Origin of the sequence: Paracoccus sp. MA (assembly GCF_020990385.1) — a bacterium.
In the GTDB taxonomy this organism is placed as follows: domain Bacteria; phylum Pseudomonadota; class Alphaproteobacteria; order Rhodobacterales; family Rhodobacteraceae; genus Paracoccus.
In genome coordinates, this window is record NZ_CP087598.1 from 2,179,899 (window position 1) to 2,195,340 (window position 15,442).

Annotated in this window: 13 protein-coding genes; 4 read left to right on the forward strand and 9 right to left on the reverse strand. The window is 68.5% G+C overall.

Features of this window, described 5'->3' with window-relative positions; all coding sequences use genetic code 11:
- The first annotated feature begins 75 nt into the window (after positions 1–75).
- Both gyrB and LOS78_RS17955 read left to right on the forward strand, forming a co-directional pair.
- Positions 76–2,514: a DNA topoisomerase (ATP-hydrolyzing) subunit B gene (gene gyrB, locus LOS78_RS17950; protein ID WP_028713341.1), complete on the forward strand. Its 2,439-nt coding sequence runs from the start codon at positions 76–78 to the stop codon at positions 2,512–2,514.
- Positions 2,515–2,725: 211 nt separating this feature from the next.
- Complete coding sequence (locus LOS78_RS17955) at positions 2,726–3,457, forward strand: outer membrane protein (protein ID WP_230377673.1); 732 nt, start codon at positions 2,726–2,728, stop codon at positions 3,455–3,457.
- A gap of 60 nt (positions 3,458–3,517) precedes the next feature.
- Here the strand turns inward: LOS78_RS17955 and pdeM are convergent, their stop codons facing one another.
- Genes pdeM through LOS78_RS17980 form a run of 5 tightly spaced genes read right to left on the reverse strand, consistent with a single transcriptional unit; the run spans position 3,518 to position 9,622 of the window.
- Positions 3,518–4,165 (reverse strand): ligase-associated DNA damage response endonuclease PdeM, encoded by a 648-nt coding sequence (gene pdeM, locus LOS78_RS17960; RefSeq protein ID WP_230377674.1) that lies wholly within the window; start codon positions 4,163–4,165, stop codon positions 3,518–3,520.
- A complete protein-coding gene (locus LOS78_RS17965) occupies positions 4,162–6,591 on the reverse strand; it encodes a ligase-associated DNA damage response DEXH box helicase (RefSeq protein ID WP_230377675.1) in 2,430 nt (809 codons plus the stop codon). Before LOS78_RS17965 ends, pdeM begins: the two co-directional genes overlap by 4 nt.
- The gene (locus LOS78_RS17970) at positions 6,588–8,132 is read right to left on the reverse strand and encodes a cisplatin damage response ATP-dependent DNA ligase (protein ID WP_230377676.1); all 1,545 of its coding nucleotides are present in this window, start codon (positions 8,130–8,132) and stop codon (positions 6,588–6,590) included. The genes LOS78_RS17965 and LOS78_RS17970 overlap by 4 nt, the downstream gene beginning before the upstream one ends.
- Positions 8,129–9,118 (reverse strand): ligase-associated DNA damage response exonuclease, encoded by a 990-nt coding sequence (locus LOS78_RS17975; RefSeq protein WP_230377677.1) that lies wholly within the window; start codon positions 9,116–9,118, stop codon positions 8,129–8,131. Before LOS78_RS17975 ends, LOS78_RS17970 begins: the two co-directional genes overlap by 4 nt.
- Positions 9,119–9,148: 30 nt before the next feature.
- Positions 9,149–9,622 carry an Lrp/AsnC family transcriptional regulator gene (locus LOS78_RS17980; RefSeq protein WP_230377678.1) on the reverse strand — a complete coding sequence of 158 codons (474 nt, stop codon included), beginning with the start codon at positions 9,620–9,622 and terminating at the stop codon, positions 9,149–9,151.
- A 73-nt stretch (positions 9,623–9,695) separates the two neighbouring features.
- Here LOS78_RS17980 and LOS78_RS17985 point away from each other — a divergent pair, with 73 nt between their 5' ends.
- Positions 9,696–11,117 (forward strand): aminotransferase class V-fold PLP-dependent enzyme, encoded by a 1,422-nt coding sequence (locus LOS78_RS17985; RefSeq protein WP_230377679.1) that lies wholly within the window; start codon positions 9,696–9,698, stop codon positions 11,115–11,117.
- Here the strand turns inward: LOS78_RS17985 and LOS78_RS17990 are convergent.
- A complete protein-coding gene (locus LOS78_RS17990; protein WP_028713333.1) occupies positions 11,095–11,793 on the reverse strand; it encodes a YafY family protein in 699 nt (232 codons plus the stop codon). The two genes, LOS78_RS17985 and LOS78_RS17990, sit on opposite strands and share 23 nt — an antisense overlap.
- A gap of 60 nt (positions 11,794–11,853) precedes the next feature.
- Here LOS78_RS17990 and LOS78_RS17995 point away from each other — a divergent pair, with 60 nt between their 5' ends.
- Positions 11,854–12,447: a glutathione S-transferase family protein gene (locus LOS78_RS17995; RefSeq protein ID WP_230377680.1), complete on the forward strand. Its 594-nt coding sequence runs from the start codon at positions 11,854–11,856 to the stop codon at positions 12,445–12,447.
- On the opposite strand, the gene LOS78_RS18000 is transcribed toward LOS78_RS17995, so the two are convergent.
- From LOS78_RS18000 to LOS78_RS18010, 3 genes are all read right to left on the reverse strand, one after another.
- A complete protein-coding gene (locus LOS78_RS18000) occupies positions 12,402–13,325 on the reverse strand; it encodes a DMT family transporter (protein ID WP_230377681.1) in 924 nt (307 codons plus the stop codon). The two genes, LOS78_RS17995 and LOS78_RS18000, sit on opposite strands and share 46 nt — an antisense overlap.
- A 147-nt stretch (positions 13,326–13,472) precedes the next feature.
- Positions 13,473–13,772: an HU family DNA-binding protein gene (locus tag LOS78_RS18005; RefSeq protein ID WP_019352361.1), complete on the reverse strand. Its 300-nt coding sequence runs from the start codon at positions 13,770–13,772 to the stop codon at positions 13,473–13,475.
- Between the two features lie 151 nt (positions 13,773–13,923).
- Entirely contained in the window at positions 13,924–15,408 is a 1,485-nt protein-coding gene (locus LOS78_RS18010; protein ID WP_028713330.1) for an AMP nucleosidase, read from the reverse strand.
- Positions 15,409–15,442: the final 34 nt, after the last annotated feature.

The following is a 15,442-nucleotide window of genomic DNA, read 5'->3' on the forward strand; positions in this document are numbered from 1 at the left end:
AATCTTGTGGCTTTCCCGTGACATTCCGTGCGGCGCACACTATAAGATGCGGGTCCAAGGCAGGATAAGAAGACAATGACCGAACCCGCCCCCCAGACCTCCGATTACGGCGCCGATTCCATCAAGGTTCTCAAGGGCCTGGAAGCGGTGCGCAAGCGTCCCGGCATGTATATCGGCGATACCGACGACGGCTCGGGCCTGCATCACATGGTCTATGAGGTCGTGGACAACGGCATCGACGAGGCGCTGGCCGGTCATGCCGATTTCGTGCGCGTGAAGATCCATGCCGACAGCAGCGTCTCGGTGCGCGACAACGGCCGCGGCATTCCGGTGGACATGCACCCGACCGAGGGCGTCTCGGCGGCCGAGGTCATCATGACCCAGCTGCATGCCGGGGGGAAGTTCGACCAGAACAGCTACAAGGTCTCGGGCGGCTTGCACGGCGTCGGCGTCTCGGTGGTGAACGCGCTGTCGGACTGGCTGGAGCTGCGCATCTGGCGGGGCGGCAAGGAACATTACGCCCGCTTCGAGAACGGCGACACCGTCGAGCACCTGCGCGTCGTCGGCGAGGCCGGGCCCGGCGAGAAGGGCACTGAGGTGCGCTTCCTCGCCTCGTCCAAGGAGGACCGGCCGGACGGCACCTTCTCGAACCGCGACTTCAGCTTCAAGGTGCTGGAGAACCGGCTGCGGGAGCTGGCCTTCCTGAACTCGGGCGTGCGCATCATCCTGGAGGATGAGCGCCATGCCGAACCGCTGCGGACCGAGCTTTACTATGAAGGCGGCGTGCGGGAATTCGTGAAGTTCATCGACCGTTCCAAGACCCCGGTCATGCCCGAGCCGATCTTCATCCAGGGCGAGAAGAACGGCATCGGCATCGAGGTGGCGATGTGGTGGAACGACAGCTATCACGAGACGGTGCTGCCCTTCACCAACAACATCCCGCAGCGCGACGGCGGCACCCATCTGGCCGGCTTCCGCGGCGCGCTGACCCGCGTCATCAACAATTACGCCCAGTCGAACGCCCAGGTCCGCAAGGAAAAGGTCGATTTCACCGGCGACGACGCGCGCGAGGGGCTGACCTGCGTGCTGTCGGTCAAGGTGCCGGACCCGAAATTCTCCAGCCAGACCAAGGACAAGCTCGTCTCCTCCGAGGTGCGCCCGGCGGTCGAGGGGCTGGTGGGCGAGAAGCTGGCCGAATGGTTCGAGGAAAACCCGGCCGAGGCCAAGTCGATCCTCGGCAAGATCATCGAGGCGGCGCTGGCCCGCGAGGCGGCGCGCAAGGCCCGCGAGCTGACCCGGCGCAAGACGGCGATGGACGTGGCCAGCCTGCCCGGCAAGCTGGCGGATTGCCAGGAAAAGGACCCGGCGCTGTCAGAGCTGTTCATCGTCGAGGGCGACTCGGCCGGCGGCTCGGCCAAGCAGGGCCGTTCGCGCCAGAACCAGGCGGTGCTGCCCCTGCGCGGCAAGATCCTGAACGTGGAACGGGCGCGCTTCGACCGGATGCTGTCCAGCGACCAGATCGGCACGCTGATCACCGCGCTGGGGACCGGCATCGGCCGGGACGAGTTCAACCTGGACAAGCTGCGCTACCACAAGATCGTCATCATGACCGATGCCGACGTGGACGGCGCGCATATCCGCACGCTTCTGCTGACCTTCTTCTTCCGGCAGATGCCGGAGCTGATCGAGGCCGGGCATCTCTATATCGCCCAGCCGCCGCTCTACAAGGTCAGCCGCGGCCGGTCCGAGGTCTATCTGAAGGACGAGGCGGCGCTGGAGGATTACCTGATCGAGCAGGGCATCGACGGCGCCAGCCTGCGGCTGGGCAATGGCGAAACCCTCAGCGGCGCCGACCTGGCCCGGGTGGTCGAAGAGGCCCGCACCGCGCGGCGCGTGCTGCGCGCCTATCCGACGCATTACCCGGCGCATATCACCGAACAGGCCGCCATCGCCGGCGCGCTGGTGCAGGGCCGGGTCGATGCCGATGCGCAGGGCGTGGCCAATGCCGTGGCGCAGCGCCTGGACATGATCGCCGAGGAATACGAGCGCGGCTGGACCGGCCGCCCGACTCAGGATGCCGGCATCCGCCTGACCCGGCTGCTGCGCGGGGTCGAGGAAAGCCGCACCCTGGACGGGCCGATGCTGCGCAGCGCCGAAAGCCGCCGGCTGGGCGCCATGACCGATGCGCTGCACGAGATCTATGGCCAGACCGCGCATCTGATCCGCAAGGACCGCGACATCCCCATCCACGGACCGATCAGCCTGTTGCAGGCCATCTTCCTGGAAGGCGAGAAGGGCCTGTCCTTGCAGCGTTACAAGGGCCTGGGCGAGATGAACCCGGAACAGCTGTGGGAGACCACGCTGGACCCGGCGGCGCGGACCATGCTGCAGGTGCGAATCGAGGATCTGAGCGAGGCCGACGACATCTTCACCAAGCTGATGGGCGATGTGGTCGAACCGCGTCGCGATTTCATCCAGCAGAACGCGCTGAGCGTGGAAAATCTGGACATCTGAGTCGCACCGTCGTCAAATCGCCACAGGCGAATCATCGTTTCTTGTTACAACCTATGGTTTATTGTTGCCATCATGCCGCGCATTGCGCGACAGAGTGACCCCATCGCGACGCCGTTCTTGCAGCCTGCCGGTTGCAGGGCTAGCAGTTAGGAAATTCGATGCCTCGGGACGCTGCGCCCTGCCGGCATCACCATCTATAGGAGATGTGGACATGTGCGCTGTTTGTGTTAAGACCCCTCGCGCCGCCGCGGTCGCGGCCTCGCTGGTCCTTGGCTCGGCTCTGGCTGCGAATGCGGGCGGCTATACCCCCCCGGTCGTTGACACCGGCGTCGTGGCCCCGGTCATCGAGGCCGCCCCGGTTGGCGACTGGGCCGGCGGCTATGCCGGTCTGACGCTGGGCTATGCCTTCGGCGGCGACGACGAGGTCGGCGTGGACCAGCCCGAAGTCGGCACCCCCGCTTCGCTGGAGATCAGCGGGGCGAATGCCGGCCTGCGTCTCGGCTATCGCTGGCAAAGGGACCGCTGGGTCTTCGGCCCCGAACTGGGCTATGAAGGCGGCAAGATCGAGGACAGCTTCTCGACCGGCGGCTACGAGGCCGAATCGGAGATCAAGAGTGTTCTCGCCCTGCGCATGAAGACCGGCTATCTGACCGGCAATGACATCCTGGTCTACGGGATCGTCGGCGTCGCCCGCGCCAAGGTCGACTACCGCGTCGAGGGCGACGGGGACCATGGCCCGATCGCCGTCAACGACTCCTATTCGAAGACCGGCTACATCGTCGGCCTGGGTGCCGAGAAGAAGCTGACCGAACGCCTGTCGCTGACCGGCGAATACGAATATGCCAATTTCGGCAAGGAAACCCTGGAAGACGGCCTCGGCGCCTCGACCCGCGCCACCCCGGATTTCCACAATGTGAAACTGGGTCTGAACTTCAAGTTCTGATCCGCCGTCCTGATCCGGCTCCACGGATTGAAAGGGTCGCCTTCGGGCGGCCCTTTTTCGTCAGCGCCGGGCCAGCGGCATGGCGATGGCGCGGGCCCCGCAGGCAACGGCCAGCCCCTGCGGCACCAGCGCGCGCAGTGCCGGATCGTCATGCATCAACCCGCCGGTATAGGCGCCGAAGGCCGGCAGCAGCAGATGGTCGCGCCCGATCAGAAAGGCGCGGCGGCGCTCGCCCGCCAGCCGCACGGCGGGATGGAAATGCCCGGCGATGTCAGGGCCTTCCGCCGGCTCGTGCCGCAACGCGACGCGGCGCAGGGTCGCACTGTCCGCCACCCGCCCCGGTATGCCCGACGGCGCGCCGGGATCGTGGTTTCCGGCGATCCACAGCCAGCCCCGCCCCTGCGCCAGCCGCGCCAGCGAAGCCGCCACCAGCGGGTCCAGCGCCTCGGCCGCCGCCAGATCGTCGAAACCGTCGCCCAGGCTGACGACGCGCTGCGGCTGCAAAACCGCGATCTCGGCCGCCAGCCGCTCCAGCGTCGCCAGCCCTTCATAGGGCGGCAAAAGCGGACCGCCGCGCCGGGCCAGACGCTCGGACTTGCCCAGGTGCAGGTCGGCCACGATCAGCCAGCCACCATCGGCCCACCACAGCGCGCCCGAGGCCCGCGCCTCAAGCCGCAAACCATGGAAATCAAAGGCGTATCCGCTCATGCGATCCCTTCCAGCCCGGCCTCGGCCATCAGCGCCTCGGCCTCGATCTGCGCCAGCCGCTCGCGCCCCTCGCCGCGGATCGGCACCCGGCCGACCTCCAGCAGCAAGGGCGCGGCCATGGGCGAGACCCGGTCGAGCATCCGATGCTCGCGCCGGGGCGAGCGGTCCAGCATTTCCTCGATCCGGCCGAAATCGACAAGGCCCCGCCCGGCCTCCTCGCCGGTGATGCGCAGCAGCAGGTGGCCGGGATCGTATTTGCGCAAGGTGTCGTAAAGGATGTCGCTGGAAAACGTCGCCTGCCGCCCGGTTTTCCGCTGCCCGGGCATGTTGCGCTGGATCAGCCCGGCGACGGTGGCGACATTGCGGAAGGTGCGCTTCATCACCGCATTTCCGCCCAGCCAGTCGCCCAGGCCCGCCCGCAGCCGCGCCCGATCCAGCAGCGGCGGCGGATCGCGCAGCGGATCCAGCGACCAGACCAGCAGCGCGTAATCGGTGGACAGGAAACCCAGGGGACCCAGCCCCTCCTCCTCCATCTCGCGGGTCAGCAGCAGGCCCAGCGTCTGCAGGGCATTGCGGCCGGCGAAACCGTAAAGCGCGAAATGCCACAGCCCGGCATGGGGAAAGCTTTCCGACAGCAGCAGCCCCGGCTCGGGCAGGGCCGAGACCCGGGCCTGCAGATCCAGCCAGTCGCGGGTCTGCTCCGGCAAGGCCCCATGCCGCGCCGGATCGCCGATCAGCGCCAGCACGCGATGCGAAAGCTGCGTGGACATGGCCAGCTTGACGCCGGAATAGACCGCGATCTTGGGCTGCCGGGTGGGATCTGGCGTGACCTCGATCACCATCTCGCGCATCGCGTCCATGCGCACCACCCGGCCGCCGATCAGGAAGCTGTCGCCGGGGGTCAGGCTGGCGGCGAAGCCCTCCTCGACCTCGCCCAGCGGCACGCCGCCGCGGCCGCGCAGCCGGACCTTCACCATCTCGGCCTCTACGATGGTGCCGACATTCATCCGCAGCAGCTTCGCCGCCCGCGGGTCGCGCAGCTGCCACAACCCGTCCCGCAGCATCAGCCGCTGCCAGCGGTCATAGGCACGCAAGGCATAGCCTCCGGTCGCGGCGAAATCCAGGCAGGCATCGAAATCCGGCCGCGTCAGGCCGCGATAGGGGCCGGCCGTCACCACCTCGGCATAAAGCGCATCGGCGTCGAAGGGCGCAGCGCAGGCGGTAAGCCCGATATGCTGGCACAGCACGTCCAACGGCCCCGGTCCGCGCGGATCGCCATCGAGGTCGCGTTCGCGCACCGCCTCCAGCGCCGCGACGCATTCGATCTGCTCGAAGCGGTTCGCCGGCACGATCCGCGCCTTCGAGGGCGCGTTATAGCGGTGGTTCGCCCGGCCGATGCGCTGCACCAGCCGCTTGACGTTCTTGGGCGCGCCGACCTGGATCACCAGATCGACGGCGCCCCAGTCGATGCCCAGGTCCAGGCTGCCGGTCGCGACCACGGCGCGCAACTCGCCCGCCGCCATGGCCGCCTCGACCCGGGCCCGCTGCTCGCGCGCCAGACTGCCATGGTGCAAGCCGATGGGCAGGTTCTCGTCATTCTGGGCCCAGAGCGCCTGGAAGAACAGCTCGGCCTGGGCGCGGGTGTTGATAAAGATGATGGTGGTGCGGGCCTCGCGGATCGCCGCCAGCACCTCGGGGATGGCATGATGCCCGCCGCCGCCCGACCAGGGCGCGGGCCGGGCGGTGGGCAGCATGGCGATGTCGGGATCGGGGCCGGGATCGGCCTCGACCACCGTCACCGGCTGCGCGCCCGCCATGAATCCCGCCAAAGCCTGCGGATCCTCGACCGTCGCCGACAGTCCCGCCACCCGCAACCCGGGCGCAAGCCGCCGCAGCCGGGCCAGCCCCAGCATCAGCTGGTCGCCGCGCTTGCTTTCCGCCAAGGCATGCAATTCATCCAGGACCACCCGGCGCAAGCCGCCGAAGATCGCCGGCGCCTCGGGATAGCTCAGCATCAGCGCCAGGCTCTCGGGCGTGGTCAGCAGGATCTCGGGCGGATCGATGCGCTGGCGGCGGCGCTGGCTCTGGCCGGTATCGCCCGTCCGGTCCTCGACCCGCACCCCCAGCCCCAGCTCCGCCACCGGCCGCGCCAGGTTGCGGCCGATATCGGCGGTCAGCGCCTTCAGCGGCGAGACATAGAGCGTATGCAGGCCCTTTCGGCCTTCTCTGTTTTCCAAATACCCATCCGGCCGCGCCGCCTGCGCCAGCTCCACCAGCGAGGGCAGGAACCCCGCCAGCGTCTTGCCGCCGCCGGTCGGCGCGATCAGCAGGCTGTCCCCCTCGGCGGCCAGCAGCGCCAGCTGATGCGGATGCGGCTGCCAGCCCTGGCGGGCGAACCAGTCCTGGAACGCGGCCGGCAGGATCACAGCATCGCCTCGAGCGTTTCCAAGTGGTCCGCCTCGGCTGCCGGCTTGTCCCAGCGGATGCGGCTGATGCGGGGAAAGCGCATTGCCACGCCCGAACGGTGCCGGGTCGAGCGGTTCAGCCCCTCGAAGGCCACCTCGACCACCAGCTTCGGCGCCAGCGCCCGGACGGGCCCGTAACGCTCGACGGTGTTCTGGCGCACGAAACGGTCCAGCTCGCGCAGCTCGACATCGGTAAAGCCGAAATAGGCCTTGCCGACCGGCACCAGCTCGCCGCCATCCCACAGGCCGAAGGTGAAATCGGAATGAAAGCCCGAACGCTTGCCATGGCCCCGCTGCGCATAGATCAGCACCGCATCGACCACCATCGGGTCGCGCTTCCACTTGAACCAGGGCCCGCGCGGCCGGCCGGCGACATAGGCGCTGTCGCGGCGCTTGATCATCACCCCCTCGATCACCGCCGCGGGCGGATCGGCACGCAGCGCGGCCAGATCCTCCCAGGTGGCGAAATCCAGCAGCGGCGAGATGTCGATGCGGGTGCCGAAATCCACCGCCTCCAGCACCGCGCGGCGCATCTCCAGCGGCTCGGCGCGCAGGTCGCGGCCCTCCCACAGCAGCAGGTCGTAAAGCCGCAAACCCGCCGGATGGCTGGACAGCAGGCCCTTGCCGACGGTCTTGCGGTTCAGCCGCTTCTGCAGCTCGCCGAAGGGCGCGACCTCGCCCTCGCGGCGCACGATCAGCTCGCCATCGGCGCTGCCCTCGAACTCCATCGCCTCGACGACGTCGGGAAAGGCATGCGAGATGTCCTCGCCGGTGCGGGAATACAGCCGCCGCATGCCGCCTTCGCTGACCGCCTGCACGCGGATGCCATCCCATTTCCATTCCGCGAAATACGCGCCGGGGTCCAGCGCGCGCAGCTCGTCCAGATCGGTCGGCGTGGACAGCATCACCGGGCGGAACGGCGCCAGCGCCGCGCTGTCCGGCCGCGTCCCGCCGCCCAGCCAGCCGAACAGCGGCCCATAGGGCGGCGCGAGCCCGTGCCAGATCTCCTCGATCTCGGGGACCGAGGGCGCGCCCATCCCCGCCAGCGCCATCCGCGCCATGCGGGCCGAGACGCCGACGCGCAGGTTGCCGGTGGCGAGCTTCAGGAAGGCCAGCCGCTCGGACGGGCCCAGCCGGTCCAGCATCGCGGCAATGGCGCCGGGCAGCGCCGCCTTGCCGGTGCCCTGCAGCAGCGCCACCGCCTGGGACAGCGAAGGATCATCCTCGGCCCCCTCGGGCCAGATCAGCGCGATGGTCTCGGCCAGGTCGCCGACAAAATCATAGCTCAGCGCCAGAAGCTGGTCGTCGACCCGCTCGGCCGCCAGCCCGCGCAGAAGCGAGGGCGTGACCCGGCGCAGTTCCAGATCGCCGGTCAGCGCCGCCAGGGCCCAGCCGCGATCCGGGTCCGGCGTGCGTTCCAGATAGTGCTGCAAAAGCTGCAGCTTGGCATTGCGCGCCGGCGTGAAGGCCAGCCGTTCCAGCAGGGCGGCAAAGGCCTTCATTCCGCCTCGTCCTCGTAACCCACCAGCCGCAGCGGCCGGGCGGGGATCTGCGCCAGCTCGCACCAGCGGATCACGCCGTCCTCGGCGCCATGCGTGACCCAGACCTCGGCGGGCGCCAGTTCCGCCAGCGTCGCGGTCAGCGCCGGCCAGTCCACATGATCGCTGACGACCAGGGGCAGTTCCACCCCGCGCTGCCGCGCCCGCGCCCGCACCGCCATCCAGCCCGAGGCGAAGCCGATCACCGGGTCGCGGAACCGCTGCACCCAGGGACTGGCGAAGGCCGAGGGCGGCGCGATCACCAGCTGCGCTGCCACATCCTCGGCGGTGGCCGGCACCAGTGCGCCCAGATCGACGCCGCGGGCCGCATAGAAATCGCACAGCACCTTCAACGCGCCATGGATGGCGATGGGCGCGTCATAGCCGGCCTCTCGCATCAGGGCGATGACATGCTGCGCCTTGCCCAGCGCATAGGCGCCGACCAGATGCGGGCGGTCGGGAAACTCGGCCATGCTGGAGAGCAGCTTTTCCACCTGCGTCGCCGGGTCGGGAAAGCGGAACACCGGCAAGCCGAAGGTCGCCTCGGTCACGAAGACGTCGCAGGGCACCGGCTGGAAGGGCGCGCAGGTCGGGTTCGGCTGGCGCGCGTAATCGCCCGAGACGACGATGCGGCAGCCCCCCGCCTCGACGGCGATCTGGCTTGAGCCCAGCACATGCCCGGCCGGGTGGAATCCCACGGTGACGCCGCCGATGCGGGTTTCCCCTTCAGCCACCTGGACCGAGCCCGCGAAGCCGTCGCCCATGCGCAGCCGCATGATCTCCAGCGTTTCGGCCGTGGCCATGACCGCGCCATGGCCGAAGCGGGCATGGTCGGAATGGCCGTGCGTGATCAGCGCGCGCTCGACCGGCTTCAGCGGGTCGATATGAAAGCCGCCTTCTGGGCAGAAAAGGCCGGCTTCGGTCGGGAACAGGATGGAATCGGCGCGCATGATCCGAAGATGTAGAACATTTCGTGAAAATCAAGCCGGGGACAGCGGCCGGCCCTCGAAGATCGTCTCCATCGAGAAAACGCCGGTGACGCGTTCCAGATCCATGTCGGCGATCAGTTGCTTGTAAAGCGCGTCATAGCCCGCCATGCCGCCCACCACCGCCTTGGCCATGTAGTCCCATTCGCCGCCGATGCGGTGGAACTCGGTGATCTGCGGCAGCGACTCGATCCGGGCGCGAAAGCGCCGCGCCCAGGCGTCGTCGTGATGGCGGGTGCGGATCATGATGAACACCGTCAGCCCCAGCCCCAGCGCCGCGGCGTCGATGACCGCGCGGCTGCCTTGCAGCACCCCGGCCTCGGTCAGCCGCTGCAAGCGCCGCCAGCAGGCGTTCTGCGACAGGCCCACCCGCTCGGCCAGCTCGCGTTGCGACAGGCTGGCATCGCGCTGCAGCAGCGCCAGCAGGCGGTTGTCGATTTCATCAATCAAGAAAGTTTTATCGTTCATTTGACAACCAAAATACAGGATATCGGCTGATATTAAGAATGATTCCTCGGCCTTTGCGGGTCAAGATGCGCGCATGAAGACGAGGAACCCGATGCCGCCTTTCGACAGCTACCTCGCCCGGCTGGGCAACGATCCGATGCAGGTGATCCATGACGGCGTGATCGGCCGCGACGCGGTGATCGACGGCCCTTTCGGGCCGCGGCGGATGATCTATGCCGATTACATCGCCTCGGGCCGGGCGCTGCGGCCCATCGAGGACTGGGTGATGGAAAACGTCCTGCCCTGGTATGCCAACAGCCATACCGAGGCCAGCCATTGCGGCGGCACCATGACCCGGATGCGCCGCGCCGCACGCGAGGCGATCGGCGCGATCACCCATGCCGGGGCAGAGCATGCGGTGATCTTCACCGGCGCGGGCGCAACGCAGGGCATCAACCGGCTGGTGCACCTGCTGGGCGCGGGGCCCGGCACGACGGTGCTGATCGGACCTTACGAGCATCACTCGAACATCCTGCCCTGGCGCGAAAGCGGCGCCGAGGTCGTGACCATCCCCGAAGCCGCCACCGGCGGGCCGGATCTGGCGGCTTTGCAGCAGGCGCTGGTGCGGGCCGAGGGGCCGGTGATCGGCAGCTTCTCGGCCGCCTCGAATGTCACCGGCACGCTGACCGACGTGGCAGAGGTGACGCGCTTGCTGAAGGCGGCTGGGGCCAAGGTGGTCTGGGACCATGCCGGCGGCGCGCCCTATCTGCCCATCGACATGCGGCTGGGCATGGATGCGGTGGTGATCTCGCCGCACAAGTTCATCGGCGGGCCGGGCGCCTCGGGCGTCCTGATCCTGCGCCGCGAGGCGGTGATCGCCGACCGCCCCAGCCTGCCCGGCGGCGGCACGGTGCGTTTCGTATCGCCCGAGAGCCACGACTATGCCCTGTCGCTGGAGGCGCGCGAGGAAGGCGGCACCCCGAACGTGATCGGCGACATCCGCGCCGCGCTGGTCTTCCTGACCAAGGCCGCCGTGGGTCAGGACGCCATCGACGCGCGCAATGCCGAATGGCTGGCGCTGGGGATGGCGCGGCTAAGGAACCATCCGAGGATCGAGCTGCTGGGCAATCCGGACGCGCCGCGCCTGCCCTTCTTCAGCTTCCGCATCCGCGACGGGCGGGGCGGCTTTGTCCATCAGCAATTGGCGACGCGGATGCTGTCGGACCTTTACGGCGTGCAGGCGCGCGGCGGTTGCGCCTGCGCCGGGCCTTACGTCCATCACCTGCTGGGGCTGGGCCCCGAGGATTCGGCCCGGCTGCGCGCCGCCATCCTGGCCGGGGACGAGATCGAGAAGCCCGGTTTCGTGCGGCTGAACCTGTGCTGGGCCGCCCCGCTTGCCGAAATCGAGGCGATCCTGGACGCCGTCTGCGACCTGGCCGAACGCGCGCCGGATCACCTGGCGCATTACCGCTGCGACCGCGCCACGGCGATCTTCACCCCGGTGGCGGCGGAGTAGCGCGGCAGGCGACATAGTCGCGCACCAGGGCCACGCGGCGGGGCCGGAAGCTTTCTCCGCCCGGCCGCATGGCCCGGATGCGCGGGATGTGGAAGGTGCGGAAATCCTGCCGCAGCCGGCAATGCGCCAGCAGCATCATGTGATTGTCGCTGTAGGACATGCCCAGCGGCCAGATCTCGCGCGTGCTGGCCCGGCCCTGCAGGTCCAGATAGTCGATGATCAGGCTGCGCTCTTCCCACAAAGCCTGACGCAGCAGGGCCATGTCCACCTGCGGACTGGGACGCTGCGCCGGCTCGCGGAACAGCCGCATGGTGGCGTGCATGGCATGGCGGCCCTGGCTTTCCGGCAGGGTGGCGATGATGCGGGCCATGGCATCCTCGCCCGCGCGGGTCAGTTCGGGATCGCCCAGCGTGCGCAGGCCCGAGATGGCGAGCAGCAGCGCCTCGATCTCCAGCCGCGAGAAGCTTTGCGGCGGCAGGGCGGGGTCCTCGGTCAGCGTATAGCCCAGCCCCGCCTCGCCGTCGATCAGCGCGCCGCCGGCGCGCAGCGTGGCGATGTCGCGATAGAGCTGGCGGAGGGAGACGCCGGTCTCCTCGGCCAGCCGCGCGGCGGTCACCGGCGCGGGCAGGCGGCGCATCGCGTCCATCAGGCGCATCAGCCGGTCGGTGCGGGACATGCTGTCACCTTCTGTCAGGGGGCCGGCCCCATCATGCCCCCGCAACCAAAGGAGGCCAAGATGCTGACCCTATACCATGCCCCGAAAAGCCGCTCTTCCAGCATCCTCGTGCTGCTGGACGAATTGGGGATCAGGGACAAGGTGGATATCCGCACCGTCACCATCCCGCGCCAGGACGGCTCGGGCGGGCGCGATCCGGCCAATCCGCATCCCGAGGGCAAGGTGCCCTATCTGGTCAACGGCGAGGACTGGGTGCGCGAGCGCGGCGCCGTCGTGCTTTACCTGACCGACATGTTTCCCGAGGCCGGGCTGGGCCCGCTGCCGGGCGACCCGAGGCGCGGCCAGTATCTCAGCTGGCTCAGCTGGTATCAGGGCGTGCTGGAACCGGTCGCGATCCTGAGCTTCTTCAGGATCGAGCATCCGGCCTTGACCGCGACCCTGCGCGACTACGACACCGCCCTGCAGCGGCTGGACGAGGTGCTGTCGGGGCAGCCCTACCTGCTGGGCGGCGATTTGTCGGCCGCCGACCTGCTGGTCGCAGGCCTGTTCCTGTATTTCGGCGAAAGCATGCCGCGCACGCCCGCCGTCGACGCCTGGGCGCGGCGGATTCAGTCCCGCCCCTCGATGGCACGCGCGGCCGAGGGCGACGGCTGAGACGCGGCCGCGGCGGGCAGCTTGGCCAGCTGCACCATCAGGATGCCCGCCGCCACGATCATCGCGCCGATCACGTCCGAGGCGCCGAATCGCTCGCCCAGCATCACCGCGGCGATGGCGACGCCGAAGATCGGCGACAGGAAGTGAAAGGTCGCCGCCCGCACCGCGCCGATGCGGTTCACCAGCCGGAACCACAGCAAGGTCGCGCCGATGCCCGGCACGGCCACGGTATAGGCAAAGGCCCAGAGCAGGCCCGCGCTCCACGCCACCGGGCGACCCCATTCCATCAGCACCGCCGGGACCAGCAGCAGGACGGCGCCCACCGCCATCTGCAGGCCCACCATCATCATCATGTTGCGGCTGCCCCCGGCCCCGCGCGCCGCCAGCGTGGCGAAGGTCAGCGCCACCATGCCGATCAGGCACAGGATCACCCCGGGCACGTCCAGCCCGTGCTGCAGCCGCACCCCCATGATCAGCGTGACGCCGGCCACACCCGCGACCAGCCCGGCCACGGCGATGGGGCGCAGCCGCTCGGCATAGAGCAGCCAGCCCAGGAAGGCGACGACCAGCGGCATCATCGAGGCGATGATGGCCGAGACCGAGGCCTCGACATATTGCATGGCGACCCAGCTGAACCCGAGGTAGAGCGCGTTCTGGCACAGGCCGAACAGGACCACCGTGCGCCATTCGCCGCGGCTCAGCCGCCAGCTCTGGCCCATGGCGCGGGCCAGCGGGATCGCCACCAGGGCGGACAGGCCGAAGCGAATGACCAGCGCGGTCAGCGGCGGCGCGGCCGTGACGATCATGCGTGTCGAGGTGAAGGCCGAGGCCCAGAGGACCGCGAAGCCGAAACCCATCAGAATGGCCCTGAAATCCATCTCGCCCCCCCTGCCCTTGCCCCCCATGGGCTAGCAGATGGGCCGGCGGGCGCAAGGGCCCGGACCGGATCGGCGCCGGATCGGCGGCCGGAAAAGAAAGAAGCCGCGCAGGTCATGCGCGGCCCCTTATGCGGCGAAAGCCGAAACTCAGGCGTTCACGCTGTCCTTCAGCGCCTTGGCGATGGTGACCTTGACCACCTTGTCGGCCGGCTTGGTCATCATTTCCTGGGTCTGCGGGTTGCGGACCTGACGCTCGGGGCGGGCGCGGCAGGCGACCTTGCCGATGCCCGGCAGGGTGACGGCGCCACCTTCGGCAACGGTGCGCGACACGACGGCCGAAAGCGCGTCAAGAGCCGCGGCGGCGGTCTTCTTGTCGCTGCCCATTTCATCGGCCAGCGTGGCGACGAGCTGAGTCTTGGTCATCGGTTTCGAAGCGGCCTGGGCCATATTCTGTCTCCTCGTTGTTCCCCGTTCGGGAAATTTTCGGACGCCACCTTGGCGGCACGCCTGCCGCTACACAAGCTTTTTCGGCGCAGATCAAGCTTTTTCGGCGGTTTTCCCCAGCAAACGCTGCGAAATTCGCCGCCAAAGCGCGGTTCTAGAGGAAGGCCGTCTCGTTGAAGGACCTCAACTTGCGCGAGTGGATGCGTTCCAGGGGTGTCGCGCGCAGCTTTTCCATGGCGCGGATGCCGATCAGCAGGTGGTTCGCGACCTGGGTGCGATAGAAATCCGTGGCCATGCCGGGCAGCTTCAGCTCTCCGTGCAGCGGCTTGTCGCTGACGCAAAGCAGCGTGCCATAGGGCACCCGGAAGCGGAAGCCGTTCGCGGCGATGGTGGCGCTTTCCATGTCCAGCGCGATGGCGCGCGACTGCGACAGGCGCTGCACCGGGCCGGACTGGTCGCGCAATTCCCAGTTGCGGTTGTCGATGGTGGCCACCGTGCCGGTGCGCATGATGCGCTTGAGCTCGTAGCCGTCCAGCTGCGTGACCTCGGCCACCGCCTCCTGCAGGGCGACCTGCACCTCGGCCAGGGCCGGGATCGGCACCCAGACCGGCAAATCGTCGTCCAGCACGTGATCCTCGCGCAGATAGGCATGGGCGAGCACGAAATCGCCCAGGGACTGGCTGTTGCGAAGGCCGGCGCAATGACCGACCATCAGCCAGGCATGCGGGCGCAGCACGGCGATGTGGTCGGTCGCGGTCTTGGCGTTGGACGGTCCCACGCCGATATTGACCAGCGTGATGCCGTCGCCGTCCGGGCGCTTGAGGTGATAGGCCGGCATCTGCGGCATCTTGGCGCCGGTGGCGATGATATCCTCGGGGCGTTCCAGGATCTGGTTTCCCGGCGCGACGAAGCCCGTATAGCCCGAATCCGGATCGGCCAGCGCGCGGCGGGCGAAGGCCTCGAACTCGTCCACATAGAACTGGTAGTTGGTGAACATCACGAAATTCTGGAAATGCTCGGGCAGGGTCGCGGTGTAATGCGCCAGCCGGGCCAGCGAATAGTCGACGCGCTGCGCGGTAAAGGGCGCCAGCGGGTGGCTGCCGTCCGGGTTCGGCCCCGCGGTGCCGTTCACGATATCGTCGTTCATGGTGTTCAGGTCCGGCACGTCGAAGACGTCGCGCAGCGAATAGTCCAGCACGCCTTCCTGCGGGACGTTCAGGTCGCTTTGCGTCGCCACGGCGAAATGCACCGGCATCGGCGTGCCGCTGTCGCCGATCGCCACCGCCACGCCGTGATTGCGCATCAGCAGGCCGATCTGCTCGGTCAGGTAGCCGCGGAACAGGTCGGGCCGGGTGATCGAGGCCGAATAGGTGCCGGGCAGCGCGACATGGCCGAAGGACAGGCGCGAATCCGTCTTGGAATGCACCGGCACGGTCATGCGCAGTTCCGGGTAGAAGGCGCGATAGCGCGCCGCCGGCCGGCCGCCCTGCAGCGTGGCCAGGAACCGGTCCAGCAGGAAATGCGACGCCCGCTCGTAAAGCGCGATCAGCTGGGCCACGGCGGCGGCCGGGTCGTCGAAATAGACCCGCTCGGCAGGCTCGGGCGTTTCGATGGGAAGTCTCCGGCGGTCGGTCATCATGCGCGCTCTCCAGTTTCGGCGGAGAGTGCCAGCG

Coding starts and splice junctions, on each gene's coding strand:
- gyrB (WP_028713341.1), top strand. CDS start 76: ATGACCGAACCCGCCCCCCAGACCTCCGATTACGGCGCCGATTCCATC.
- LOS78_RS17985 (WP_230377679.1), top strand. CDS start 9,696: ATGAAGACGAGGAACCCGATGCCGCCTTTCGACAGCTACCTCGCCCGG.
- LOS78_RS17995 (WP_230377680.1), top strand. CDS start 11,854: ATGCTGACCCTATACCATGCCCCGAAAAGCCGCTCTTCCAGCATCCTC.
- pdeM (WP_230377674.1), bottom strand. CDS start 4,165: ATGAGCGGATACGCCTTTGATTTCCATGGTTTGCGGCTTGAGGCGCGG.
- LOS78_RS18010 (WP_028713330.1), bottom strand. CDS start 15,408: ATGATGACCGACCGCCGGAGACTTCCCATCGAAACGCCCGAGCCTGCC.
- LOS78_RS17980 (WP_230377678.1), bottom strand. CDS start 9,622: ATGAACGATAAAACTTTCTTGATTGATGAAATCGACAACCGCCTGCTG.
- LOS78_RS17955 (WP_230377673.1), top strand. CDS start 2,726: ATGTGCGCTGTTTGTGTTAAGACCCCTCGCGCCGCCGCGGTCGCGGCC.
- LOS78_RS17990 (WP_028713333.1), bottom strand. CDS start 11,793: ATGTCCCGCACCGACCGGCTGATGCGCCTGATGGACGCGATGCGCCGC.
- LOS78_RS17975 (WP_230377677.1), bottom strand. CDS start 9,118: ATGCGCGCCGATTCCATCCTGTTCCCGACCGAAGCCGGCCTTTTCTGC.
- LOS78_RS18005 (WP_019352361.1), bottom strand. CDS start 13,772: ATGGCCCAGGCCGCTTCGAAACCGATGACCAAGACTCAGCTCGTCGCC.
- LOS78_RS18000 (WP_230377681.1), bottom strand. CDS start 13,325: ATGGATTTCAGGGCCATTCTGATGGGTTTCGGCTTCGCGGTCCTCTGG.
- LOS78_RS17970 (WP_230377676.1), bottom strand. CDS start 8,132: ATGAAGGCCTTTGCCGCCCTGCTGGAACGGCTGGCCTTCACGCCGGCG.